The following is a 24,444-nucleotide window of genomic DNA, read 5'->3' on the forward strand; positions in this document are numbered from 1 at the left end:
GGCGTGAGCGCGGCGCGGGTTCACCGCGCTCGCAACGCATCGACGATATTCATCCGCGCCGCGCGCATCGCGGGCAAAAACCCGCCGACGAGCCCCATCGTCATCGAAAACAGCAGCGTCTTCACGACGATCGACGGCGTGAGGATGAAGCGGAACGACAGGTCCGCGAAGGTCTGGAAGTTCGTGGTCGAAAACGACGCGAACTGCATGAACGCCGCGCAGCCCAGACCCGCCAGCCCGCCCACCAGCCCCAGCAGCATCGCCTCGATCAGAAACGCGGCCAGCACATTTGCGCGCTGAAAACCAAGCGCGCGCAGCGTGCCGATCTCCGCGACGCGATTCGCGACCGACGCATACATCGTGATCATCGCGCCGATCATCGCGGCAATCGAAAAGATCGACGACAGCGTGATGCCGAGAATGTTGAGGAACGTGGAGAGCGCCTTCGACTGGTCGCTGTAGAACGTCTGCTCGCGCTTCGCTTCTTCCGCGAGACGCGGATCGACGTCGATATCGGCGCGGAATTGCTCGAACTGATCGGATTGCGCGAGCCGCACCACCATCGACGAATAACTGGTGCGCCGGAACGACTGCATCAGCTGATCGACGTCGCCCCAGATTTCCGAATCGAAGCCGCTGCCGCCTGCATCGAAGGTGCCGACCACGGTCCAGTCGCGCTGCGCGAAATGCAGATGCTCGCCCAGTTGCGTGTTGCTGAAACCCTTCGCGATGCTGCTGCCGACCACGATCTCCGACGAACCCGGACTGAACATGCGTCCCGACGCGAGCTTCACCTGCGGCCGCAAGCTCATGCCCGCGGGCGAGACGCCGCGAATCACCACATTCGACGGCTTGCCCGTGCCGAGCTTGCGCAGCGAGATCAGCACGACGGATTCCTTCGACGCCATCCGCATCCCATCGCCGCCCATCGCCACGGCGGGATGCATTTCGATCACGTTGGCCTGCCCGCGATCGATCGCGCTCTGCACTTCCGTTTCCGCGCCCTTGCGGATCACGACGACGTTGTCCTGTTCGCCCGTCGAGACGAGCGTCTTCTTGAGACCCGCGTCGAGCATCAGCACCGTCGAGAAGACGAACACCACGAGCGCGAGTCCGCCCGCCGTCAACGCGGTGGTCAGACGGCGCGTCCACAGATTGCGTGCGATGTACGAAAGCGGAATGGCCACGTGACTGTTCCCTTAACCGATGGCCCGCAAGCCTTCGACGATCCGCACGCGCGCCGCCTGAATCGCCGGAATCACAGCGGCGGCCAGCCCGACGACGAGCGCGCACGCCGCCTGTTGCAGCATCGTGTCGCGCGATACGGCGAACACCGGAAACACGCCGCCCGTCGCCTGCTTGAAGAAGCTCGCGGCGGGCGGCGTCGCGAGCATGCCGAGGCCGGCGCCGACCGTGCAGATCGTCAGCGATTCGCCGAACATCAAGAGCGCGAGAAAGCCCGGGCCGAAGCCGAGCGCCTTGAGCGTCGCGTATTCGGTGGTGCGCTCGCGCGCGCTCATCGCCATCGCGTTCGCCATCACGGCCATGATGATCACGATCACCACATACGACACGAGCTGGATCGCCGCGATGATCTGATTCGACATCGCGACGAAGCCGAGCTGGAACGCCTGCTCCGTTTCCGTCAGCGTTTCGGCGAGCGAGTTCTTGAACACGGCGTCGACGCGCTGCGAGATTTCAGCGGCGTTATCCGGATTGTCGATGCCCAGCACGTACACGCCGACCTGATCCGGCTTGCGGCCCGGCATCTTGCGCACGCTTTCGTTCAGATAGTCCCAGTGAAAAATCATCTGGCGCGTGATCGTCGATTCGTCGCGGCCGTCCAGAATGCCGCGCACGACGAATTCCCACGTGCCCGGATAGATCGTGCCCTTGATGGGAATCACATCGCCGATCTTGAAGCCGTATGCCGTCGCAAGTTGCCTGCCGATCAGACAGCCTTTGCGGTCGCGCTCGTAGTCCGAGCGCTGCTGCGCGGGCAGGATGAATTCCGGGTAAAGATCGAGATAGTTGTCCGACACCGCGAACTGCGCGAAGAAGTTCTTCGGCTCGCGATAGATGCCGCCGAACCAGCTCGAACGCGCGACCATCGTCACGCCGTCCACGCCGCGAATGCGGTTCTCGTAGCTCAACGGCAGCGGAAACGCGAGCGAGATCGCGTTGCGCGTCACGAGCCGCGCATTCGATGCCGCCGCCGCGCCCGCGTACCACGCATCGACGACGGTATGCAGCAGCCCGAAGGCGAGCACGGCGATCGTCAGGCCGAGCACGGTCAGCGTCGTGCGCAGCTTGTGACGCAGCGCGTTGCGCGTGATCAGCTTCAGCAGGAACATGATCGCGCGCCAGCGCCAGATTTAGCGAGCCGTGCCATCGATCAGCTCTCCCTTCTCCAGATGCACGAGCGCATTCGCCGCGCCCGCCGCGTGCGCGTCGTGCGTGACCATGATGATCGTTTTGCCCAGTTCGCGGTTCAGGCGCTGCATCATCGCGAGCACTTCTTCGGCGGACGCGCGATCGAGGTCGCCTGTCGGTTCGTCGGCGACGATCAACGTCGGATCGGTGATCAACGCGCGCGCAATCGCGACGCGCTGCTGCTGTCCGCCCGACAGCTCCGACGGATAATGATGCGCGCGATTGCCGAGATTCACCATGTCGAGCACGAGGCCGACGCGCTCGTGGCGCTCCTTGCGCGACAGACGCGTGAGCATCAACGGCAATTCGATGTTTTCGAACGCCGTCAGTACGGGCATCAGGTTGTAGAACTGGAAGATGAAGCCGACATGCGCCGCGCGCCATTGCGCGAGCGCCGACTCCGACAGCCGCGTGATATCCAGCCCGCCGACGCGCAGTTCGCCGCCGTCCGGCCGGTCGATGCCCGCAATCAGATTGAGCAGCGTGCTCTTGCCCGAACCCGACGGCCCCATCAGCGCGATGAAATCGCCTTCGCCGATCGCTAGCGTGATGTCGGACAGCACGGGCACCGTTTGCACGCCGCGCCGGTACGACTTCACGAGCTGCCGGATGTCGACGAGCGGCGGCGTGGCGTTGGCGTTCGCGTTGGCGTTGTTAGGAGGCGCACTCACTGTTTCTTCGCCACGGTGACCTTGGCGCCGTCCTTGACATGTTCGTTCGGCGCGCGCACCAGCACATCGCCAGGACGCACGCCTTCGACTGCGACCAGTTCGCCGAGCGCAGCGCCCGTCGTAACAGGCACTGCGTGTACGATGTCGTCCTTGACGACGAACACGACCTTGCGGCCATCTCGCTCGACGATCGCATTGGGTTGCACCGCGACCACCGGCTTGCGATCTTCAGGCGGCACCGGCTTCGACAGAAACGCGATCTTCGCGCTCATATCGGGCAGCACGCGCTCGTCGTGATCGACGAAGCGCACCTTGACGAGCACGGTCGCCTTCGACCGGTCCACAGTCGGCACGATGCGTGACACGCTGCCCGCGAGCCGCACGTTCGGCAGCGCGTCGAGTTGAATCTCGCACGGCGCATTCACGGTGATCTTTGCGATGTTCGATTCGGCGACGTCGGCTTCGACTTCGAGCGTCGCCATGTCGGCGATCGTGACGACAGCGCCCTTGCTGTCCGAAGCTTGCGAAAACGGCGTGATGTTGTCGCCGACATTCGCGTGCTTTTCGATCACGACGCCGTCGAACGGCGCGCGGATCACGGTCTGATCGACGGCGACCTGCGCAGCCTGTGCATTCGCCTGTGCGGACACGATCGCGGCGCGGCTGTTGTCGATGGAAGCGACGGCCTTGTCGTAGCGCGCGACATCGGCGTCGTACTGCGTCGCGGGAATCGCGCCGTTCGGCGCGAGAATTTTCGAGCGACGCAGGTTGATTTCCGCGTTCTTCAATTCGGCCTGCTGAAGCGCAAGGTTCGCCTCTGCGACCTTGATCTGCGCCTTCGCCTGCGCGAGCGATGCCGCGACGTCGTTGCTCTCGATCCGCGCGATCACTTCGTCTTTCTTGACGCGCGTGCCTTCGAGCACGCCGAGCCATTCGAGCCGCCCTTGCGCCTTCGACGCCACGGCCGCCTTACGTTGCGGCACGACATAGCCCGTCGCGTTGAGCAGCGTGTAGCTTTGCGAGGGAAAAGCCGAGACCACGGTCGTGGTTTCGACGGTCTGCGGCCCGGCGAGCCGGAGCCCGACGACGAGCGCCAGAATGAGGATCAGCACAACGGCCCCGTAGCCGATCCAGTTGCGCCGGCGGCCGCCCGTAGCGAGCGCAGGCCGGTCGATTTTCAGCCGCTTCAGATCGTGATCTGCCAATTTGTTATGTCGTCGCGGGATGTGGACGGGCACACAGTATAGCGCTGCGGTTCGCTGGCGCTTGCGTCAGTCGGGCATTACGTTTGCGCCGCGACAGGGTCGCCTCGCATTGGCATATGCGTCCGGCATGTGCACGAGTTGACAAACGCCCGTGTCACCGTTTTAGATTCACGCCGTCGACGTTCGAATTTCAAGGAGAACAACATGCAGGACGATCAGACTGCTGCGCCCGACAGCACCGCCGTACGCGTCGCGTTGTGGCGCGCGATGCATGTGCAGGTCGATGCCGCGCCGCATGTGCTCGACGATGAAATCGGCCTGCGTCTCGCCGCACCCGACGAAGGCTGGCGTAATCGCCCCGACATGGATGCGCAAGGGACGCGCGGTTATCGCGCGTCGATCGTGGGCCGCGCGCGTTTCATCGAGGATCTGGTCTCGCGCGAACTCGAGCGTGGCGTCGGGCAATACGTGATTCTCGGCGCGGGACTCGATACGTTCGCGCAGCGCAAGCCTGAAACGGCATCGCGTCTGAAAATCTTCGAGGTGGACCGCCCCGGTGCGACGGCGTGGAAACGCAATCGCCTGATTGAACTCGGCTACGGCCTGCCCGACTGGCTTCGTCTCGTGCCCGTCGATTTCGAAGCAGGCCAGTCGTGGTGGGAACAGATCGTTAACGCGGGCTTCGATACGAGCGCGCCGGCCGTGATCGCATCGACGGGCGTGTCGATGTACCTGACGCGCGAAGCGAATCTCGCGACGCTGCGTCAGATCGCGCAACTCGCGCCCGGCTCGACGCTCGCGATGACCTTTCTGCTGCCGCTCGATCTGATCGATCCCGCCGAGCGCGCGCAGCACGAGTTCGTGTACGAGCGCGCGCGTGCAGCGGGCACGCCGTTCGTCAGTTTCTTCACGCCGGACGACATGCTGGCGCTCGCGCGCGAAGCGGGTTTCAAACGCGCGGAGTATGTATCGACAGCCGATATGGTCGAACGCTACTTCGCCCGTCGATCCGATGGTCTGCAACCGTCGACGGGCGAAGCATTTCTCGTCGCGACTACCTGAAGCCGGAAGGCGTCAGTTCTTGCGGTAGCGGCTCCAGTTGTTGCCGCCCGTGCAGTCCAGTTGCGAGCCTTGCGCCTTGCACCATGCCTCGTAGCTCGGCGAGTACAGCCACTCGCCGATCCAGTTCAGATCGATGCGCGTGTCGTCCTGCACCGACGCGAAGTTCGCTGCGTCGTCGGTGCTGCCCGAACCCGTGTAGCGCGCGACGGCGGGATAAGGGAACACGGGGCGCGTGCGCGTCGTCTGCCCCGTCGAGTCGACGATCGATGCGACGATCTTGCCCGGCTTCGCACCCGATTCCGTCCACGACATCAGCGGCGTCAGGATATCGAACGTGTTCGGACCGTCGCCGCCGCCGCAATGCGCGACGCCCGGAAACAGATAGAGCTTCGCGAAGCTGTCGACCCGCTCGCTGCCCATCACGTTCTTCATCTGCGTGTAGTACTCGATCGTCGAACGCGGCGAGATGTGCTGGTCTTCGAGTCCGTGCCACAGCAGCAGTTTGCCGCCGCGTCGCTGGAACGGCTGCAGATCGGGATCGGTGGCCGCGAGATATTTCGAAACGGGCACGGTCTTCAGGAAGTTGTCGATCGTGAACTTCAGGTCGCCGAACGTCGCAGCCGTATTCGAGCCGTTGAAGTAATCGAGGTACTGCAGGAACGGCATCACGAAGTTGATGCTGCCGCTCGGGCCGGCATCCGTAGCGGGCACGAAGAGGCTCCAGTTCAGCTCCGAACCCCATTCGCGCGACACATACGGCTCAAGGCGCGCGCCACTCGCGTCCGTCGCGCCGTCGTGAATCTTGCGCACGACAGCCGCTTCCGAAGCGGACAGACACGTCGCCGCTGCCTGCCCTTTCGCGCACAGCAGCGTCGCGGGATCGAAGCGGCAGGCTTGCGGCCGGTCGACGATGCCATCCGTCACGCCGTCGATGCTGTCGCACGCCTTCAGCACGGCGGCATGGATCAGCGGCAGCTTGCCCGCGAGCAGAATGTACTTGCCCGTTTTCGGATCGATATTCGCGGCGGCGGCCCAGCCGTGATGGAACGTGTTCTGCACGATCAGATCGTTCGCGGGCGCGCCGGCCGCGATGCCGTCGAAGTCGTCGGGAAAGCGCTGCGCTTCCATCAACGCTTCGCGGCCGCCGTCGGAACAGCCGTCGAAATACGCGTACTTCGCGGGCCGCGCGTAAAACTTGTTGATGATCGCCTTCGACACTTGCGCTGTCGCGTGCTCCGCGCGATACGCAAAGTCGAGCTTCGCCTTCGGATCGAGCGCCCACGAACCGTCGTTGCCGCCTTCGTGGCCCATGTCGGTCGCGGACATTGCGATCTGGCCGTTGGTGACGGGCACGCAGGTCGAGGCCATCGGCGCGTTGATCGACAGGTTGCCGCACAGGCCGCCGCAGCCCGTCTGCAGATAACGCTGTGTCCAGCCCTGTGTTGGCAGTTGCAGTTCGAACAGCGACGCGCCCGGCCCGATCGTGCCCTTCACGTCGCACATCGCGGCGGGCAGCGTGCGATTGCCGACCACCGTTCCCGCCGGCAGCACGACGGCCGATGTGATCGTGACCGTGCCGTCCGTCACGCCCGTCAGGTCGAGACTCGCGACGGCCGCGCAGTTCATCGCGGGCATCACGGCGGGCAGGCTGGCGAGACCCGAAGCAGCGTGCGCGCCCGGTGGAAATGCGAGCGTCGTCAGTAACGAAACCAGTACGGCGAACGTGGTCAATAGATGTTTCGTGAGGCTCGCCAGGCACCCGGCGCGGGCCGTCGCTGGCAAGGAAGGCGCAAGCGGTCCTGCGTTGCAGATCGCACGCATCTGTCTGTCTCCTGTCTGTCGTTGTCCTCGAATGGCCGCGATGCGGCGCGCTTATCAGCGGCTCGCAGCGGGAAAGGTCGGGCTGAACGGAGCGCTCGCGCTGCACCGCTTCGGCGTCTCGCACAGCCCAGCCGTATGCTCAGGATAGCGAACGTAAGGGACGGTGATCATTGCAAATATCGTGCGATTCAATCTGTTTTTCTTATCAGCCTGCGGATGTTCCGGGCGCTGAGGCAACGCCATTTCCGTTCCGGCAGAAATTTCCGCACGCTTGAAAACACAGCTGGAAAAAGGTCAATTCGACATACGCCACGCTGAACAGGCAATCCGTCTGCTGATTTCCGCAAGCGGTGATAAGGTGGCGCCCTCTTGTCGATGCGTGACGTGCAATTGCATCGGACGTTGCGCACCGCTCACTCCTTCATCGATCCAGCGATACAGATATGAACTTCGAGAACTCTCCTTCGAGCAACCTGCAAGACGCCGCCGATGGCGCGTCTTCGCCGTTGCGCGCATGGCTCGCGGTGGCGTCGGTAACGGTTGGCGCATTCGCTTTCGTGACGACGGAATTCCTGCCCGTGGGCTTGCTGCCGCAAGTCGCGCAAACCTTCGACGTGCTGCCCGGCACAGCGGGTCTGATGGTGACGATCCCCGGCATCATGGCAGCGATTTCCGCGCCGGGGATGATGCTCGCCGCCGGCCGCGTGAACCGGCGGCTGATTCTGATCCTGCTGTCCGTGATGCTGCTCGCGTCGAACCTGCTGTCGGCGTTCGCGCCGTCGTTCCCAGTGATGCTGGTGGGCCGCGCGATGCTCGGCGGCGCGCTCGGCGGCTTCTGGACGCTCGCGCTCGCCGCGGCGGGCCGGCTCGTGAAGGCGCACGAAGCGCCGCGCGCGACGGCCATGATTCTTGCCGGCGTGACCTGCGCGACCGTGATCGGCGTGCCGCTCGGCACGTTCATCGCGGGCTTCGCTTCGTGGCGCATGTCGTTCATCGCGACAGCCGTGCTCGTGGCCGTCGCGCTCATCGCGCAGTTCGCGCTGCTGCCGTCGCTGCCGTCAAAAGCGGCGTTGCGTTTCGCCGATCTCGTCACGCTCGTGCGTCGCCCGTTTCCGCGCAAGAGCCTGCTGATGGTCGCGCTGATCTTCGGCGCGCATTTCTCGTCGTACACGTATATCGCGCCGTTCCTGCAGGACGCGCATTTCAGCGCATCGACGATCACCGCGGTGCTGCTCGGCTTCGGCATCATCGGCTTCGTGTCGAACTTCGCGGTGTCGACGTTCGTCGCGCGCAAGCTCAAGGGAACGCTTGCCGCGATGACGTTGCTGCTGCTGTTTGCATTGCTGACGATGCCGCTGCTCAAGGACATGGCGCCCGTCGTGACGGGTGTCGTGCTGATGTGGGGCGTCGCGTTCGGCGCGATTCCGCTATGCGTGAGCGTGTGGATGCAGGAAGCGGCGCCCGATCTGCCCGAAGCGGGTTCGGCGCTCTTCGTCGGCATCATTCAGGTGGCGATTGCCGTGGGTTCGTCGGCGGGCGGCACGATCGTCGATCACGCCGGCATTCCCGTCGATTTCTGGTTCGGCAGCGTGCTCGCGATTCTCGGCCTTATCACGCTGGCGAGTTTCCGCACGGTCAGGCAGAACGCGCAAACGAATACGCCCGTGAAGGCGGGCGAGGTTCAGACCGAATGCGTGTGACGCGGGAAACGCAATTTACTTTCGCTTGAACGCAGCGCGCCGCCCGGCGCGCTCGTTCGCAAACTGCTGGCTCAAGGTCGCGTCGAGGTCTTTGCGTTCGACGGGCACGCCGCAGTGCGGGCACACATTGCTCAGCCCGACATCGTGGCCGCATTCGCGGTGCACGAAGCTCACCGCGAGCTCTTCGCTCTCGTCCTTGCACCAGGTTTCGCCCCACGCGCGCAACGCGTGAATCACGGGGTAAAACGCACGCCCCTTCTCCGTCAGCCGATATTCGTGGCGCAGCGGCTTCTCGCTGTACGGATGACGCTCGATCATACCGTCGGCTTCGAGCGCCTTCAGACGCGTCGCGAGCATTTGCGGCGTCGCTTCCGTCTGGATCTGGATTTCCTCGAAACGCGCTGCGCCCATGTACAGTTCTCGCAGCACGAGAACCGACCAGCGATCGCCGACCACGTCCAGCGACCGGGACACCGGACACACCGTATTTGCCTTCTCCGCGCCACGCGCCACGCTGCTCTCCCGTCGAAACTCTAAATTTCATAGTAACACAAACGCGGCGTGACGTGCATACGCACACGGCCGCCGGGCGACTGTTCACGCGCCGTTCGCACTCGCCCATCATTGACGCCGCACACCCCGCCAAGCGTCTCAGCACTTGACACTATGATTTTCATAGTAATATCCTGCTCACACATTAGCGGTGCGCGAGACGTCACGCGCCGTCCGATCAACGCAGTCCGGCGCCAACTGCGACATGCGATCCGATCGCATTTTTCGAATGGAGAACTGAAATGCCCAACACCGTGTATCGCGCGGAGCGCACTGGCCTGTTGCTGGTCGATCCGTATAACGACTTTCTGTCCGAAGGCGGCAAGCTCTTTCCGATGATCAAGGAGATCGCCACCAACGTCCGGCTGCTCGACAATCTCCGCGCGACCGTCGCTGCCGCGCGCAAGGCGGATATCCAGATCTTCTACGTACCGCACCGCCGCTGGCAGCCGGGCGATTACGACAACTGGGATCATCCGAATCCCACGCAGCGCCTCGTTCAGAAGCGCCAGTCGTTCGCGAAGGGAACCTGGGGCGGCGAATGGCATCCCGATTTCGTGCCGCAGGAAGGCGACATCGTTGTGCAGGAACACTGGGCTCAAAGCGGCTTCGCGAACACCGATCTCGACTTCCAGCTGAAGCAGCAAGGCATCACGCATGTGATCGCCGTCGGTCTGCTCGCGAATACGTGCATCGAATCGACCAGCCGTTTCGCGATGGAACTCGGCTATCACGTGACGCTCGTGCGCGACGGCACGGCCGCGTTCACGGCCGAGATGATGCGCGCGTCCCACGAACTGAACGGCCCGACCTTCGCGCATGAAATCTTCACGACGGCCGAACTGCTCGCCGCTCTTCCCAATGCACAAAACACGCAAGGAGAAGCGGCATGAAGCTCACCGGCAACCTGCTGATCGGCGCGCATGAAGTCGCCGCGACGTCCGGCACCATGAAAGCGCTGAACCCCGCGACGAGCGCTGAGATCGAACCGGACTTCGCATTCGGCACGTCGGCGGAAGTGGATCGCGCGGCGGAACTCGCCGACGATGCGTTCGACAGCTACAACAACACATCGCTCGACGAACGCGCCGCGTTTCTCGAACGCATCGCCGACGGACTCGACGCCGTCGCGCCCGAACTCGCGCAACGCGCATCGCTCGAAACGGGCCTGCCCGCCGCGCAGCTCGAAGCGGAAACGGCCAAGGCGGCGACGCAGTTCCGTCAGTTCGCGAGCGTCGTGCGTCAGGGACGCTTCCGTCAGGCCACCATCGATCCCGCGCAGCCCGAGCGTCAGCCGCGTGCGCGCATGGATCACCGGATGCAGAAAATCGCGCTCGGCCCTGTCGCGATCTTCGGCGCAAGCAACTTCCCGATTTCGTATTCGGTGGCAGGCGGCGATACGGCGTCGGCGCTGGCGGCCGGCTGCCCCGTGATTTTGAAAGCGCACAACGCACATCCGGGCGCATCCGAGATCATGGGCCGCGTGATCCAGCAGGCCGTCGAAGCATCGGGCCTGCACGAAGGCGTGTTCTCGATGGTGCGCGGCGGCGGCAATGCAATCGGCGAAGCGCTCGTCGATCATCCGCTTATCAAGGGCGTGACCTTCACGGGCTCCGAGGCGGGCGGCATGGCGCTGTTCCGCCGCGCGCAGCAGCGTCCCGATCCGATTCCCGCCTTCACCGAAATGACGAGCGTCAATCCGACGTTCGTGCTGCCGTCCGCGCTCGCTGCGCGCGGCGCGGCGATCGGCGACGGCTTCGGCGAACGCATGCTCGTCAACGTCGGACAAGCGTGCCTGAAACCCGCGATCCTGCTGGCGATCGACGGCACCGGTTATGACGAACTGCGGCAGGCATTGATCGCGCGCGTCGAAGCGATGCATGCGCGCACGATGCTCACGCCCGGCATCTGGAAGTCGTACAGCGAAAACGTCGAACGTCAGCGCAACGCGGGCGCGGAACGCATCGCCGCGGGCGGCAAGCCGCAAGGCGCGTGGGACGGTCAGGCGCTGCTGCTCGAAGTCGACGGTGAGCGCATGCTCAACGAGGCGTCGCTGTCGGAGGAAGCGTTCGGCCCGGCTGCGCTGCTCGTGCGCGTCAAGGATGTCGAACAACTGGTCGCGCTCGCGAAACAGTTCCGCGGCCAGCTGTCGGCGACACTGCAACTCGATGCCGCCGATCACGCGCTCGCGTCGCGCCTGCTGCCGATACTCGAACGGCGCACAGGCCGCATCGTGATCAACGCGTTCGCGCATCCGCAGGAAGTGTCGTATGCGTCGATTCACGGCGGCCCGTTCCCCGCGACGTCCGATAGCCGCTTCACTTCCGTCGGCATGACGGCGATCGAACGCTTTTTGCGGCCGGTGTGCTATCAGGGCTTTCCGGACGATCTGCTGCCGGAAGCGCTGAAGCACGACAATCCGCGCGGCCTCTGGCGTCTGACGGACGGCGAACTGTCGAAAGCCTGACCCGGCCTTTCCCACGCGACAAAGCCCGCACACGAACCATCGTGCGCGGGCTTTTTTCATGGTGGCGGCGGCGCTAATTTTTCCCTCATTCGCGCGACGCATCATGTCGTCACACCCAGCCACGACAGCCTGTCAGCACTGGAATCAACGACACCTTGCATCATCGTCGACCATCAGGAGCCCGTCATGCCTTTTCATCCGCCCTTCTTCGTCTTCTGCGCACTCGGCGCGAGCGTCATGATCGTGTCGGCTATGCTGGCCGTCGTCGCCGAGAAAATCGACGAGTGGCTCACGCACCAGACGAAGCTTCTGTCGGCGCGCCGCCCGCTCGCGCAGCGCCATATGGAAGTCACGCATCTGCTGTAACACACGAGCAACGCTCAACTGCCGCGCAAGGATCATCGTCATGAAACGACTGCATGCCATCGTCCCGCTCGTTGCGCTGCTCGCGGGCATCGCCGCTGCGCCCGTCGACGCGAAGACGGTCGGCTATCCGCCCGAAAACGCCTGCCCTGTCGTCGCACACCGGCCGGATCAACAGCCGATGCTTCGCGAGCAGATTGCACATACCTCGCAAGGCGACATCGCGTATTACCGCTTCGGGCATGGCAGTCCGATCGTGCTGCAAACGGGTTATCGCGCGACGCTGTCCGAATGGGACGCCGCCTTTCTCGCCGATCTCGCGAAACGGCATGAGGTGATCGTGTTCGACAATCGCGGCATCGGCCGGTCGTTGCCGGATGCGTCGACGTTCACCGTGCAGGACATGGCGAAAGATCTCTCCGCGCTGATCGACACGCTGAAGCTGCGCGACGTGACGGTGCTCGGCTGGTCGATGGGCGGAGCCGTCGCGACGCAACTCGCAATCGATCATCCCGCGAACGTGCAGCGCGTCGTGCTGATGAGCGCGCCCGCGCCGGGGCCGCTCGGCGTGCCCGTCGCACCGGATGTCGAAGCGACGCTCGCGGGCAAGCCGGGCACGACGTTCGACGACGTGATGAAGGTTCTGTTTCCGCCGTCCGCCGTGAACGCAGCGGGCAGATGCTTCCGCAAGAACATGTTCACGCCCGCCGACTACGCATCGCCGGCCATTTCCGCTGCCGTGACGAACGGCCAGTCGGCGCTGCTGCACGCATGGGAACAGGACGATGCCGCCGCGCACGCCTTGCACGACATGCACACCCGCACGCTGGTCCTGACGGGCAACGACGACACGATCCTGCCGAAGCAGAACGCCGAAGCGCTCGCGCGCACGCTGCCCGATGCGCAATTGCTGGTCGTGCGTTCGGCGGGTCACGCGATGATGTATCAGTATCCGCATGCGCTCGCATCGGCTATTGATGCATTCATCGCGCGGTCGCCTTCGCATGAAATGACGAGCGCCGCGCAATGACATTGCTGCACAGGCTGGCGTAAGATCGAAAGCCGTCTTCGAGCACGAAGGCCCGTTATGCTGCAACCGATGCGGAGGTGGCGATGACGAACGAATCCTGTCCTGTGCGGCGTCTGCAGCTTCTGCTGCGCGAACCATGCCGCAGCGACGCCGCACGCGAAGCGGCCAAACGTGCCGCCGAGCAGCTCGGTATGCAGATCAGCGGCGAAGGCCACGCGTCGCTATCGGCGCGTATGCCGGATGATGCATTCCGCCAGCTTTTTTCCTCTTCTTCCAACACGAGCGGAACCCTTGCCGTGCCGGACAGTCTCGAACCCTACGTCTCGTCGATCAGCGAAGCGCCGCAGCATCTTTCATTCGATTAACCTGCATTCGTCTTGCATCTGACGGCGCACGCGCTCTTGTTCTCTTTGCGCCCACCGCCGTCGACACAGGAGAAGAAACGATGAAGGCCTACGATCCGCATGATGCAACGACCCGCCCTTCCCGCAGCGACACGGGCGAAGAACTCCGCGTCGCCGTCACCTTCAACCGGCCGGGCCAGGACTTCGGGCCCACCCGGTTCGGCGCGCGCATGTCGACGGACACGGTGTCGTCGTTCATCCCCGATCCCGCGCAAGCCGATCTCGCGCTCGCCGAACTCTCGCGGCGCGGCTTCACGCTGACGGGCCGCGGCTCGCTGTCGGCGTCGATGCGCTGCTCGCGCGAGCAGTTCGAAGCGCTGTTCCAGACGAAGCTCAAACGCATGAAGGCTCCGTGCGCGTCGGCGGCACAGTTCGGCTCGGTGCTCTATCCGCCCGACAACGCGCCGTGGAATCCCGATCCCGCGATCCAGTCGCTGCTCGACGACGTGTATATCCAGTGGCCGCATATCTACATGGCGAGGGCCGCGAAGGCAGCAAAGAGCGCGAAGTCGAAAAAGACCTCGACGACAGCGGCGAAAAAACGCGCCGCACCGAAGCCGCGCGAAGCCGGCACGCCGTCCGCGACGCCGCCCAACGTGCCCTACTTCCATCTCGCCGCGCCCGCCGACATCGCGCTCAAGCTCAACGCGACGCCCGTGCATCAGCAGGGCATCACGGGCAAAGGCGTGCGGATCGCGATGATCGACAGCGGCTTCGCGCACGGCCATCCGTATTTCAAGGCGCACGGCTATGCGTCGTCGGTCGTGCTCGCTCCGGGCGCCACCGACCGTCGCACCGACGGCAACGGCCACGGCACGGGCGAATCCGCGAACATCTTCGCGATCGCGCCGGGCGCGACGTTCATCGGCGTGAAGCTCGACAACGAAGCGGATCCGTCGAGCGGCGCGTCGGTGCTCGAAGGTTTGCAGGAGGCGCTCAAGCACGACCCGCAGGTGATTTCCGTGAGTCTCGGCTACGACCTGCGCGGTCCCGGCGACACGCCGCTGAAGACGCTGCCCAATGGACTCGTCGCGCTGGAGGCGGAAATCCAGGCCGCCGTGAAGCGCGGCGTCGTGATCGTGTTCTCGGCGGGCAACGGCCACTACTCGTTCCCCGGCCAGATGCCCGAGATCATTTCTGCGGGCGGCGTGTACGTCGATCAGAACGGCGCGATGCGTGCGTCCGACTACGCGAGCGCGTTCACGAGCCTGATCTATTCGGGCCGCAGCGTGCCCGACGTCTGCGGGCTCGTCGGCCTGTTGCCGCACGCGACGTATATCTCGCTGCCCGTCTCGCCCGGCTGCGAGATCGACCGCGAGAACGCGGCCTTCGACGGCACCACGCCCACCGACGGCTGGGGTGTGTTCAGCGGCACGTCGGCCGCCGCGCCGCAGCTGGCGGGCCTGTGCGCGCTGCTGTTGCAGGCCGATCCGCACCTTTCGCCAGGCGATATCAAGGCGATCCTGCGCCGCACCGCGCGCGACGTGACGAAAGGGCACGCGAATCCCGCGAGCGATCCGAAAGGCGCGGGCGTGCCGGCGGGCGTCGGCGAAGACGGCGCGACGGGCGCGGGTCTCGTCGATGCGCTCGCGGCTGTGAAGCAGGTTTGACGGCATCGTCCCTGCCAGCGCCGGCCGGGACACCGTGCCATACTTGCGGATCGTCCCGGCCCATATTCCAACCTGATGATCGTCCCTTCCGCTTCCATCGGCTTCAACCTCAATCACCTCGACCGCCGCTCCGAGAAGCGCGACGACGAAGACTTCATCGCGAAGCTGCGCAACGATTCCGCCGCGCGTTTTCTCGTCTTCGACGGCGACGTGCCTTTGCTCAGGCGCGGCGAAAAGCATGACGCATGGATCACCGCGAGCGAAGCGCTCACGTTCGGCCAGCCGCTGCAAAGCGTGTTTCTCGGCGAAGAGCGCGACGGCAGCGGGCGTTTTGCACTCGGCTTCACGGCCGGTCTCGTGCAAACCGAAGGAAAAGACGAAGCGCACGCGCGCGACCTGCCGTACGACCGCATCGATCTGCGTTCGATCGCGCTACAGGGTCTCGTACCGCAGGAACTGCTCGGTGCGCTCGGCGAGGCCAAATCGATGCTCGACTGGCACCGCCGCCACCGCTTTTGCGCGAACTGCGGCGCGCGCAGCCGTTCGACAGCGGCCGGCTGGCAGCGTCTGTGCGACGCGTGCGGCGCGCGTCACTTTCCGCGCGTGGATCCCGTCGTCATCATGCTGACCATCGACGGCGAACGTTGTCTGCTCGGACGCCAGCGCCAGTTCGCGCCGGGCATGTATTCGGCGCTCGCGGGCTTCGTCGAACCGGGCGAAACCGTTGAAGACGCCGTGCGCCGCGAAGTGCACGAAGAAGCGCATGTGACTTGCGCGGAAGTCGTCTATTTCGCGTCGCAGCCGTGGCCGTTTCCGTCGTCGCTGATGATCGGCTGCTTCGCACAGGCCAACGATACCGACATCGTCATCGACACCACCGAACTCGAAGACGCACGCTGGTTCACGCGCGCGGAAGTCGCGGCGATGCTCGAAGGCACGCATGCGGACGGGCTGTCGGCGCCGAAGCCGTTCGCGATCGCACATCATCTGCTGCGCGCCTACGTCGAACACGGCGCGGCGGTTCTGCGCGGCTAGGCTCACACGCACCACGGAAAATCGTGGTGCGCGCCAACCTGTACGCGCACGTACACGTTGATGTAAAATGCGGCGTATCCCGAGTTGCATGGCAGTCGCATGTCGAGCATGTCCACCGAAGATTCATCCCTCGCCGTCGTTTCAACGGCCTCCGTTGTCGCCAGCGCGTCGCCGCGCGCACGGCCGTCCGGCCAGATGTTCACAGCAAACAGGCTGCGCGATGACCTCTTCCCCTGGGCGATCGCGCTCGCCACCGGCCTCGAGTATTTCGACAACACGATCTTCTCGTTCTTCACCAGCTATATCGCGGGCGGCATCAACGCGTCGGCGGACGAACTCGTGTGGTCGTCGAGCGCGTACGCGGTGGCGTCCGTGCTCGGCATACTCCAGCAGCAATGGTGGGTCGAACGGCTCGGCTACCGGCGCTATATCGGCGGATGCCTGCTGCTGTTCGCGACGGGCTCGATGGCGGCGGCGCTGAGCGAATCGTCGATCGAACTCGCCTTCGCGCGCGGCGCGCAGGGCTATTTCATCGGCCCGATGATGAGCGCGTGCCGCATCCTCATTCAGACGAACTTCAAGCCGCAGCGGCGACCGATGGCGGTGCGCGCGTTCCTGTGCATGATCCTGCTGGCGAGCGCGCTCGCGCCGCTGATCGGCGGCTATCTGCTCGCGGACTTCGACTGGCGCGCGCTGTTCATCTGCACGATGCTCGGCGGCATCGTGCTCGCGCTGTTCGTGCTGCTCGTCGTGCCGCCCTTGGGCAAACTGCATCCGGAAGCACGCGGCGACGCGCATTTCTGGCCGTATATCGTGTTTGCGTTTGCACAGGGCGCGCTGCAGATCGTGATGCAGCAGGTGCGCTTCGAACTGTTCGCCAGTTCGCCGCTGCTGGTGGCTCTGACGGTAGTGGGACTGGTGGCGCTCGGCTGGTTCGCATGGCAGCAGTGGCATCATCCGAACCCGCTCGTGCGGCTTCACGCATTGCGCGAACGCACCTTCCAGACGGGCATCGTGCTGTACGTGTTTTTCTATTACATCAGCAACGCGTTCAGCTATCTGGTGTCGCGCTTTCTCGAAGGCGGGCTTCGCTATCCCGTCGAAAACGCGGGGCGGCTGGTAGGTCTCACGTCGCTGGCTTCGCTTGCGATCGCGTTCGCCTATTTCCGCGTGTCGCCTCTCGTGAAGCACAAGCGGTGGCTGATCGTTCCGGGCTTCATGATGGCCGCGCTGCTCGGCGGCTGGATGGTCTGCATGCCGCCCGACGTCAGCATGCCGTGGCTGCTGCCGCCGCTTCTGCTGCGCGGCATGCTACTCGTGTTCATCGTGCTGCCCGTCGCGAATCTGGCGTTCCGCATCTTCTCCGCCGATGAGTTCAATCACGGCTACCGCTTCAAGAACATGGTCAAGCAGCTGACGTATTCGTTCTCGACGGCGACGATGATCATTCTCGAACAGCATCGCGAGGCGCTGCACGAAACGCGTCTGACGGAATTCGTGAATCCGTTCAACCCTGCGTTCCAGCATTCGCTCGCGAGCCTCACACAGTCATTCGAAGGACTCGGCCATACAGCAGGCGATGCCAAAAGCCTCGCGCTCGTCGAGATCGGCCGCACCGTCACGCAGCAGGCGAGCTTCCTGAGCGCGCTGGACGGCTTTTACTTTCTGATCGGCGTCGCGATATGCGGCGGCCTCTTCGCGCTCTGGCAGCGGCAAATCGATTGATCGCGTATTCTTCGCTGCGAAGCGGCATCGACGGCCGATAAGGTTTGAAGGACGTGCGCGACGCGCACTGTGGAGCGTTTGACGATTGGATACTCTCACCAACATGCGGATCTTCGCTCGCGTAGCGGAGGAAGGCAGCTTTACGAGCGCGGCGCAGCGCATGAACATCACGGTCCCCGCCGTGTCGCGCGCGGTCTCCGCGCTCGAAGCGTATCTGCAAGCGCGTCTGTTGAATCGCAGCACGCGCCGCGTCGTACTGACGGAAGCGGGACATCGCTATCTGCAGCGCTGCGAGCAGATTCTTGCATTCGTCGATCAGGCGGAAGCCGAAGCCGCCGATGCCCAGGTGCGTCCCACCGGCCAGTTGCGCGTGCATGCCACGTCGAGTTTCGGCCAGACTTACGTGACGCCCGCCATCGTGCGCTACCGGCAGCGCTATCCGTGTGTTTCCGTCGAACTGACGCTGTCGCAGCATATGCCCGACATCATCGACGAAGGCTATGACGTGAGCGTCCAGTTGAGCGTCGACGAATTGCCCGATTCGAGCCTCGTCGCGCAGCGGCTCGGCACGCTGCATAGCGTGCTGTGCGCGGCGCCTTCGTATCTGCGCGAACATGGCGCACCGCGCGACGTGCGCGATCTGTCGGAGCATGCGTGCTTCCAGTTCGTGTCGTCCGTGTATCCGACCGACCGCTGGCTGCTCGAAGGCCCCGACGGCAACGAGACCGTGCATCTGCGCGCACCGGGTTTCCGCGTCAACTCGGCGGACGCGCTGGCCGTGGCATTGAAAGAGGGCATCGGCATCGGCGCGGTGCCGATGGCGGCGGCCGTGGCGGCGCTGCGCGACGGGTCGCTGACGCGTGTGCTGCCTGCCTATCGTCTGCAGCCGCTCACGGCGTATGCGCTGTACACGTCGCGGCGTTATCTCGACGCGAAGATCAAGACCTTCGTCGAGTTCCTGAGAGACGAGATTCCGCAGATTCTTCGCGCCTATGAGGCGAATCTGTGCGAGATGAATCGGGCGAACGTCTGACGATTGGCGTCGCGCGAATCGCGCCTGCACCCAGCAAGTCTCCTGCCAGAAACGCTCCCAGCCGCTCCATGCTATGTGCGGCAGCGCACAGAGCCATCACGCCCCGCATCATATTCTCCCGTTGATCTCCGCAAAGCCGCGCCCGCTCTCACCAGCGGCGTTCCGGCGAAGTGTTCTGGCGCGCCGCCCAACCCGCCATCACGGACGTCACCTATGCGCAAACAAGCCATCCAGTGTGCAGTGGTTCTCGCCTGCGGGTGCGCGCCTGTCGTCGACGCCTGCGCGGCGGACTCGATCGGCGTCGTCAAGACGGTCAAGGGCGCGGTGCATATCGAGCGCGCCACGCAAAGCGTCGACGCCAACATCGGCAGCGAGGTCTACAGCAGCGACCGGATCGTGACTGGTCCCGCCTCGTCCGTCGGCATCACGCTGCGCGACAACACGCTGCTGTCCGAAGGCTCCAGTTCCGTGCTCGAACTCAACCAGTTCGCCTTCAACACGACCACCCACGACGGCGCACTCGACGCCACCATCCGGCGCGGATCGCTGGCCGTCGTCGACGGCAAACTGGCGAAAGCGCACCCCGAAGCCGTGCGCTTCAGCACGCCCACCACGACGCTCGGCGTGCGCGGCACCGAATTCATCATCGAGGTCGGCGACGGGGAGAATGCGCGTTGAAGGCCGCTGCATCGGCTGCACGGCGCACGCACTTCGCGTGGAGCGCGCTCGGCGCAGCGCTCGCCTTCTGCGTATCCGGCTGCTCGACGCCCGACAAGATCACGCTGCTGCCGAATTCCGACGGCACCGTCGGCTCCGTCGTCGTGCGCAGCGGCGACAAGACCCAGGTGCTGGATCACGCCTACGCGACAGCCGAAGTCGCGAAGAGCGGCAAGATCGAGCAGACCGTCGACACCCCCGCGAATGTCGAAACGCGCTACGGCCCGCTGCTCGCCGCTCAGCCGCCGCGTCCCACCACGTTCACGATCAACTTCCTGTTCGACTCCGCGACGGAACTGGCGCCGCAATCGGCCGCCACGGTGCGGGAAATGAAGGCCGTGCTCGCCACCTGGCCTGCGCCGCATCTGACCGTGGTCGGTCATACGGATCTCGCGGGCTCGCAGGAATACGACGACAAGCTCTCGATGCAGCGCGCGCAGACCGTCGCGAAGTTCCTCGTCAAGGCAGGCATTCCGGCGAAAGAAATCGAAACGGCCGCACGCGGCAAGCGCGAACCGCTCGTGCACACGGCGGATGGCGTCCCTAATCAGATGAACCGGCGCGTCGTCATTACAATTCAATGATCCGGGTGATCTCTCACCGCGTCCGTGGCCGGCACTGACGTGCCGTAGATCCGATGAAACGCTTGAGCGCTGCATGGGTGACGTTTTTCCGCAAGCTGCTGAAGGCGGGACAAGGTCGCCCCGTGGCGCTCGCGGTGTTGTTCGGACTGAGCCTGCTCAACCTGTACAGCGAATGGCCCGGCGGCATTGCGCGTCCGCAGTTCTTCGACAGGTTCGATGACTTCGTGCCCGATCCGTTCAACTCGGCGCGGCAGCTGCTGTTCGATCACTATCAGCGACGCTTTCCACGTGTGCCCACTTCGCAGCCCGTGCTCATCGTCGCGATCGACGACAAGACGCTGGCGGCGGTCGGGCAATGGCCGTGGCCGCGCAACAAGCTCGCGAACCTCGTCGATGCGATCGCCGCGCAGAAGCCGCTCGCGATCGGCCTCGACATCTACATGCCGGAAGCCGATCAGACCTCGCCCGACAAGGTGGCCGACAACCTGCCCGCTTCCGCCGCCGAACTTGCCGCCGGTTTGCGCGCGCTGCCGAGCCACGAGACCATCCTCGCGGACGCATTGCGCGCAGCGCCTTCCGTACTCGGCGCGGCCGCCGTCGATCACGCCGCATTCGATACCAGCACCGACCTGCGCAGCGCGCCCATCCTCGTGCATGGCGTCGATCCCATCAACATGGTGAAGCGCTATAACTACGTGCTCGCGAGCCTGCCTGAATTGCAGGCGGCGGCGCACGGCCAGGCGATGCTGAACGTCGCGCTCGAACAGGGCACGGTGCGGCGTATTCCGCTGGTTCTAGGTCTCGGCGAAAAACTGGTGCCGTGTATGCCGATCGAAATGCTGCGTGTCGTCACGCAGTCCGCGGCCGTCGATGTGTATGCCGACGCCGCGGGCATGCAGTCCGTCGGTGTCGCCGATGTGCAGGTGCCGACGCAGCCCGACGGCGACATCTGGCTGCATTTCGCGTCGATACGTTCGACGCAGCTTCGCTACGTGTCGGCGCGCGACGTCCTGCAAGGACAGGTCGATCCCGCGCGCTTTCGCAACAAGCTCGTGCTGGTCGGGCTGACGGGCACGGGTCTCACCGACATGCGCACGACTGCGTTGGGCGAACTGGTGCCGGGCATCGAAATCCAGGCGCAGATCATCGAGACGATTTTCGAAGGACGTTTCCTGCGCCGCCCCGTGTGGCTCAAGTGGGCGGAGTCTGTGTTCGTGCTCGCGTTCGGGCTTCTGATCATCTGGTATATCCCGCATACCGATTCGCGACTCGCGGCGCTCGTGCGGGCCGTGCCGCAGGCGACTGCGATGCTCGGCGTCGTACTCAATCTGCTGCTGCTCGCGGCCTGTCTGCTGCTGTTCAAGTTCGTCGGCCTGCTCGTCGATGCGGCGTCGATCTTCATTATCCTGTCGGCCGTGACGGGCTGCTTCTTCACGACGGCGTTGCTGGACACCGCGCAAACCCTGCGCGATGCGCTGCGCTCGCGCCCGACGAAAAGACCCGCGCCGGAAGTGCCACCGCCGGCTCAACCTGTCCGCCAACCCGAGCCGCCGACAGCAGCGATCGCGAAGCGCCAGCCAACGGCGCCTCGCGATGGCGCGGATCAGCTGCCGCGATAGACCTGCTCCTGGCGATCGACGGGTGCGCGGCGGCCCGACTGCGTGTTCATCGCCTGGTCGCCGCCGACGCTCGCGCGGCTCTCTTCCGCTGCCTTGGCCTGGGCGGCTTCGGCAGCGAGCACTTGCGCGGTTTGCCCCGCTTGCGAAGCAGGCGCACCGACTTCCGGCGAATAGTAAGGCGCAGGACCGTAACCGCTCGCGAAAGCAGGTGCAGCCAGCGACGCGGTGCTTGCAACGAAAACAGCAACGATGATCTTCACTTTCATAAGGACTCCGATTAAATAAAAGAACGCCTTGACGCGTTGCGCTAAGGCTGCGCGTCAATGTTTGGCGTCGATGGAACGATGTGTACGGCCGTCGAGCGGCACGCTGACAAAAAGGCTCAAACGGACAACACTTTCTCGAACTCTTTCGAACTCTGATCGATGCTGCCGACGCCGTGGCAAAGTTGCCGGAGCGGTCGTCGTTGCGCCCGCCGCTATCCATGCACGGCGTATGCCAGGCGAGTGCGGCCTGGCGCACTAACGCTGCAAGGTGCCTGAAAACAAAGGAAATATGCGCTCTTATGCGATCGTTCTGATACTTCTTTTGCGCAGCGCGTTGTTGGGTACACGCCAACGGATCAGCGGCAGCTGTCCGTCATCGCCCAACAAAGACTTCGGCCGCGAGTGCCGCGCATTGCGCGCGGACACATCGAGGCCGATTTTCAGGTAAGTACTGACAACCTGTCAGCGTGATTTATTGCGGCTCGTACCAGTTGTAGGTTGCGAGCGTACTCACCGGCGTGCCGACCTGCAATGTGATGTCGCGGTGCGAGGTCAGCGGGATATCGCGCAGTTCGCCCTCGTAACGACGCACGTCGCCGTTGTCGTTGATGTACGCGACCACCGTTCCCGTCACGCCCGCCACATTGGTTCTCGACAGCGTTTGGCCCCAGATGTCGAAGAACTGTCCCAGCGTGAAGTTCTTCACGCTCGGCGTTTCGATGTGGATGATGCCCGTCTGGTCATGCGTGTGCATCTCGTAGTTGCACTGCGAGAGAATGCCGACGTTCTTCGGCAGCGCAAGCCATTGCCCGTTGTTGATGATGGCCAGATGCGCATGCACGTGATACGCCTCGCTCATGCCTGACGCGCAGACGAGGCCGTCGACGTCGGCGCCCGTGCCGCCCGTCGATGTATTGCCGTCGGCCCAATGCGCAGTGCCGACCACACCGCCGAATGTGAGGACCGTCTGGTTCGGATCGAAGGAAGGCGGATCGGTCCACTTGAAAGTGGGAATCTGTCCGAGCGACGAGCCGATCTGTATCGACACCTCGCCGTGCGGAGGCAATACGAGGCTCGCCGGATCGCCCGTGTATTTGGACAGCTGGCCGCCGTTGTTCACGTAGATGGTGATCGGCATGCCCGTCAGCCCCGCGACGTTCGAGGACGTGAGCGTCTGCCCCCAGACCGCAAAGAACTGCCCGAGCGTATAGGACGCGCCCGTGCTGGCATCCATGCGGATCTTGCCCGATTCGTCGTCCGTATGCACAGGGTACGCACAGCCCGTTTGCGCGGCCATCGTCGGACCGACGGTGCCGATGTTCGTCGGCAATGCCAGCGGCCTGCCGTTCAGATAGATCGAGAGATGCGAATACGTGTAGAGGTTGCCGCGCGTGCCGCAATTGAGGCCGCTGACGGGCGCGCCCGTTCCACCCGTTTGGGTCGAGCCTGCGGGCCAATAGTCGTCGCCGACCTTGCTGCCGTCGACGAGCGCCGTGGCGTTTGCAAGCACTGGCTCGCCACTGCTTGCACTCGGCGAACCGGGCGACGTACTCGAACCGCCGCCGCCTCCTCCGCAACTCGCCAATAACAGAATGGCGCCAAACGTGACGATCCGTGAAACGATGCCGTACGACATATCGAACTCCGCGTGATTGAATTGGGCGACACCCCGCACCGATGCCCGGCATGGAAGCCGGGCGAATGCGCGTGAATGCTTTGGCGGGTCAACCCGCGTTCAGCACGCGTTTAGCCTTTATGGCCGGCGCTTCTGACGAGCGCCTTCATCCATCGCAACACGAACGACAACGTGTCTCCATGGGGATTCTGTTTAACCTGACGATGCGGCATCCGCTGCAGATCCTCCCAATCCGTTTCCAGCGAACGCGCATGTCCCTCGGGCGTATAGGGCCACACGGCCGCCGACGCTCTCACCATGCGCGTCGGCGACCGCTCTTCCCTCGTGTGCTTCGAACTGTCCAGATAAGCGTTGATTGCAGAAGCCTCCTGCTCGGCCGCTTCTCGCGACACGGTTGCAACGAAGTCGTCCAGCCCTTCGATATGAACGCACCAAAGCTCTTCGCTCAAGGCGCGCTCCTGATGAACGGCTGCCCAATCTTCGCTCCGCGCCTTGTTCCGCTCACTGCGCG

Annotated in this window: 23 protein-coding genes; 14 read left to right on the forward strand and 9 right to left on the reverse strand. The window is 64.3% G+C overall.

The genetic code is table 11. The features are described 5' to 3' along the window. Positions 1-20 precede the first annotated feature (20 nt). The 4 genes from QEN71_RS13675 to QEN71_RS13690 are packed head-to-tail and all read right to left on the reverse strand — an operon-like array spanning position 21 to position 4,309. A complete protein-coding gene (locus tag QEN71_RS13675; protein WP_201651552.1) occupies positions 21-1,187 on the reverse strand; it encodes an ABC transporter permease in 1,167 nt (388 codons plus the stop codon). A gap of 12 nt (positions 1,188-1,199) precedes the next feature. Next, positions 1,200-2,354 (reverse strand): ABC transporter permease, encoded by a 1,155-nt coding sequence (locus QEN71_RS13680; RefSeq protein ID WP_201651554.1) that lies wholly within the window; start codon positions 2,352-2,354, stop codon positions 1,200-1,202. Between the two features lie 21 nt (positions 2,355-2,375). Further along, positions 2,376-3,104: an ABC transporter ATP-binding protein gene (locus tag QEN71_RS13685; protein ID WP_201651556.1), complete on the reverse strand. Its 729-nt coding sequence runs from the start codon at positions 3,102-3,104 to the stop codon at positions 2,376-2,378. After that, the gene (locus QEN71_RS13690; protein ID WP_201651558.1) at positions 3,101-4,309 is read right to left on the reverse strand and encodes an efflux RND transporter periplasmic adaptor subunit; all 1,209 of its coding nucleotides are present in this window, start codon (positions 4,307-4,309) and stop codon (positions 3,101-3,103) included. Before QEN71_RS13690 ends, QEN71_RS13685 begins: the two co-directional genes overlap by 4 nt. 204 nt (positions 4,310-4,513) lie before the next feature. On the opposite strand from QEN71_RS13690, the gene QEN71_RS13695 reads away from it, so the two are divergent. Further along, on the forward strand, positions 4,514-5,371 hold the full coding sequence (locus QEN71_RS13695; RefSeq protein ID WP_201651560.1) for a class I SAM-dependent methyltransferase: 858 nt from the start codon (positions 4,514-4,516) through the stop codon (positions 5,369-5,371). A gap of 12 nt (positions 5,372-5,383) precedes the next feature. Here the strand turns inward: QEN71_RS13695 and QEN71_RS13700 are convergent, their stop codons facing one another. Next, positions 5,384-7,192, reverse strand: a complete 1,809-nt coding sequence (locus QEN71_RS13700) for a tannase/feruloyl esterase family alpha/beta hydrolase (RefSeq protein WP_201651562.1) — start codon at positions 7,190-7,192, stop codon at positions 5,384-5,386. A 443-nt stretch (positions 7,193-7,635) separates the two neighbouring features. Here QEN71_RS13700 and QEN71_RS13705 point away from each other — a divergent pair, with 443 nt between their 5' ends. Further along, positions 7,636-8,892: an MFS transporter gene (locus QEN71_RS13705; RefSeq protein ID WP_201651564.1), complete on the forward strand. Its 1,257-nt coding sequence runs from the start codon at positions 7,636-7,638 to the stop codon at positions 8,890-8,892. Positions 8,893-8,907: 15 nt separating this feature from the next. On the opposite strand, the gene QEN71_RS13710 is transcribed toward QEN71_RS13705, so the two are convergent. Beyond that, a complete protein-coding gene (locus QEN71_RS13710) occupies positions 8,908-9,366 on the reverse strand; it encodes a winged helix-turn-helix transcriptional regulator (RefSeq protein ID WP_233471870.1) in 459 nt (152 codons plus the stop codon). A gap of 320 nt (positions 9,367-9,686) precedes the next feature. Between QEN71_RS13710 and QEN71_RS13715 the strand changes: the two genes are divergently transcribed. The 12 genes from QEN71_RS13715 to QEN71_RS13770 all read left to right on the forward strand — a co-directional run bounded on the left by QEN71_RS13715 (position 9,687) and on the right by QEN71_RS13770 (position 22,031). Beyond that, positions 9,687-10,337: an isochorismatase family cysteine hydrolase gene (locus QEN71_RS13715; protein ID WP_201651568.1), complete on the forward strand. Its 651-nt coding sequence runs from the start codon at positions 9,687-9,689 to the stop codon at positions 10,335-10,337. Continuing rightward, on the forward strand, positions 10,334-11,911 hold the full coding sequence (locus tag QEN71_RS13720; protein ID WP_201651570.1) for an aldehyde dehydrogenase (NADP(+)): 1,578 nt from the start codon (positions 10,334-10,336) through the stop codon (positions 11,909-11,911). The genes QEN71_RS13715 and QEN71_RS13720 overlap by 4 nt, the downstream gene beginning before the upstream one ends. Before the next feature lie 186 nt (positions 11,912-12,097). Then, positions 12,098-12,277 carry a hypothetical protein gene (locus QEN71_RS13725; RefSeq protein ID WP_201651572.1) on the forward strand — a complete coding sequence of 60 codons (180 nt, stop codon included), beginning with the start codon at positions 12,098-12,100 and terminating at the stop codon, positions 12,275-12,277. Positions 12,278-12,317: 40 nt separating this feature from the next. After that, positions 12,318-13,304, forward strand: a complete 987-nt coding sequence (locus QEN71_RS13730) for an alpha/beta fold hydrolase (RefSeq protein ID WP_201651574.1) — start codon at positions 12,318-12,320, stop codon at positions 13,302-13,304. An 83-nt stretch (positions 13,305-13,387) separates the two neighbouring features. Next, positions 13,388-13,669, forward strand: a complete 282-nt coding sequence (locus QEN71_RS13735; RefSeq protein WP_201651577.1) for a hypothetical protein — start codon at positions 13,388-13,390, stop codon at positions 13,667-13,669. Positions 13,670-13,749: 80 nt separating this feature from the next. Next, on the forward strand, positions 13,750-15,318 hold the full coding sequence (locus QEN71_RS13740; protein ID WP_201651579.1) for a S8 family serine peptidase: 1,569 nt from the start codon (positions 13,750-13,752) through the stop codon (positions 15,316-15,318). Positions 15,319-15,393: 75 nt separating this feature from the next. Then, complete coding sequence (gene nudC, locus QEN71_RS13745) at positions 15,394-16,353, forward strand: NAD(+) diphosphatase (RefSeq protein ID WP_201651581.1); 960 nt, start codon at positions 15,394-15,396, stop codon at positions 16,351-16,353. A gap of 195 nt (positions 16,354-16,548) precedes the next feature. Then, positions 16,549-18,078: an MFS transporter gene (locus QEN71_RS13750; protein WP_201651725.1), complete on the forward strand. Its 1,530-nt coding sequence runs from the start codon at positions 16,549-16,551 to the stop codon at positions 18,076-18,078. A gap of 85 nt (positions 18,079-18,163) precedes the next feature. Continuing rightward, positions 18,164-19,111 carry a LysR family transcriptional regulator gene (locus QEN71_RS13755; protein WP_201651583.1) on the forward strand — a complete coding sequence of 316 codons (948 nt, stop codon included), beginning with the start codon at positions 18,164-18,166 and terminating at the stop codon, positions 19,109-19,111. A gap of 213 nt (positions 19,112-19,324) precedes the next feature. Then, positions 19,325-19,789, forward strand: a complete 465-nt coding sequence (locus QEN71_RS13760) for a FecR family protein (protein ID WP_201651585.1) — start codon at positions 19,325-19,327, stop codon at positions 19,787-19,789. Then, a complete protein-coding gene (locus QEN71_RS13765) occupies positions 19,786-20,412 on the forward strand; it encodes an OmpA family protein (protein ID WP_201651587.1) in 627 nt (208 codons plus the stop codon). Before QEN71_RS13760 ends, QEN71_RS13765 begins: the two co-directional genes overlap by 4 nt. A 53-nt stretch (positions 20,413-20,465) precedes the next feature. Then, the gene (locus tag QEN71_RS13770) at positions 20,466-22,031 is read left to right on the forward strand and encodes a CHASE2 domain-containing protein (RefSeq protein WP_201651589.1); all 1,566 of its coding nucleotides are present in this window, start codon (positions 20,466-20,468) and stop codon (positions 22,029-22,031) included. On the opposite strand, the gene QEN71_RS13775 is transcribed toward QEN71_RS13770, so the two are convergent. From QEN71_RS13775 to QEN71_RS13785, 3 genes are all read right to left on the reverse strand, one after another. Further along, positions 22,016-22,297 (reverse strand): hypothetical protein, encoded by a 282-nt coding sequence (locus QEN71_RS13775; protein ID WP_201651591.1) that lies wholly within the window; start codon positions 22,295-22,297, stop codon positions 22,016-22,018. The two genes, QEN71_RS13770 and QEN71_RS13775, sit on opposite strands and share 16 nt — an antisense overlap. Before the next feature lie 472 nt (positions 22,298-22,769). Beyond that, the gene (locus QEN71_RS13780; RefSeq protein ID WP_201651593.1) at positions 22,770-23,933 is read right to left on the reverse strand and encodes a hypothetical protein; all 1,164 of its coding nucleotides are present in this window, start codon (positions 23,931-23,933) and stop codon (positions 22,770-22,772) included. A 110-nt stretch (positions 23,934-24,043) separates the two neighbouring features. Beyond that, on the reverse strand, positions 24,044-24,382 hold the full coding sequence (locus QEN71_RS13785; protein WP_201651727.1) for a hypothetical protein: 339 nt from the start codon (positions 24,380-24,382) through the stop codon (positions 24,044-24,046). Positions 24,383-24,444 lie beyond the last annotated feature (62 nt).

The sequence above is a fragment of the Paraburkholderia sabiae genome (assembly GCF_030412785.1).
In the GTDB taxonomy this organism is placed as follows: Bacteria; Pseudomonadota; Gammaproteobacteria; order Burkholderiales; family Burkholderiaceae; genus Paraburkholderia; species Paraburkholderia sabiae.

Bases quoted from the DNA above. Each gene is read 5' to 3' on its own strand.
- nudC (WP_201651581.1), top strand. From the start codon at position 15,394: ATGATCGTCCCTTCCGCTTCCATCGGCTTCAACCTCAATCACCTCGAC.
- QEN71_RS13695 (WP_201651560.1), top strand. From the start codon at position 4,514: ATGCAGGACGATCAGACTGCTGCGCCCGACAGCACCGCCGTACGCGTC.
- QEN71_RS13720 (WP_201651570.1), top strand. From the start codon at position 10,334: ATGAAGCTCACCGGCAACCTGCTGATCGGCGCGCATGAAGTCGCCGCG.
- QEN71_RS13760 (WP_201651585.1), top strand. From the start codon at position 19,325: ATGCGCAAACAAGCCATCCAGTGTGCAGTGGTTCTCGCCTGCGGGTGC.
- QEN71_RS13730 (WP_201651574.1), top strand. From the start codon at position 12,318: ATGAAACGACTGCATGCCATCGTCCCGCTCGTTGCGCTGCTCGCGGGC.
- QEN71_RS13775 (WP_201651591.1), bottom strand. From the start codon at position 22,297: ATGAAAGTGAAGATCATCGTTGCTGTTTTCGTTGCAAGCACCGCGTCG.
- QEN71_RS13740 (WP_201651579.1), top strand. From the start codon at position 13,750: ATGAAGGCCTACGATCCGCATGATGCAACGACCCGCCCTTCCCGCAGC.
- QEN71_RS13700 (WP_201651562.1), bottom strand. From the start codon at position 7,192: ATGCGTGCGATCTGCAACGCAGGACCGCTTGCGCCTTCCTTGCCAGCG.
- QEN71_RS13735 (WP_201651577.1), top strand. From the start codon at position 13,388: ATGACGAACGAATCCTGTCCTGTGCGGCGTCTGCAGCTTCTGCTGCGC.
- QEN71_RS13715 (WP_201651568.1), top strand. From the start codon at position 9,687: ATGCCCAACACCGTGTATCGCGCGGAGCGCACTGGCCTGTTGCTGGTC.
- QEN71_RS13705 (WP_201651564.1), top strand. From the start codon at position 7,636: ATGAACTTCGAGAACTCTCCTTCGAGCAACCTGCAAGACGCCGCCGAT.
- QEN71_RS13725 (WP_201651572.1), top strand. From the start codon at position 12,098: ATGCCTTTTCATCCGCCCTTCTTCGTCTTCTGCGCACTCGGCGCGAGC.
- QEN71_RS13750 (WP_201651725.1), top strand. From the start codon at position 16,549: ATGTTCACAGCAAACAGGCTGCGCGATGACCTCTTCCCCTGGGCGATC.
- QEN71_RS13680 (WP_201651554.1), bottom strand. From the start codon at position 2,354: ATGTTCCTGCTGAAGCTGATCACGCGCAACGCGCTGCGTCACAAGCTG.
- QEN71_RS13780 (WP_201651593.1), bottom strand. From the start codon at position 23,933: ATGTCGTACGGCATCGTTTCACGGATCGTCACGTTTGGCGCCATTCTG.
- QEN71_RS13770 (WP_201651589.1), top strand. From the start codon at position 20,466: ATGAAACGCTTGAGCGCTGCATGGGTGACGTTTTTCCGCAAGCTGCTG.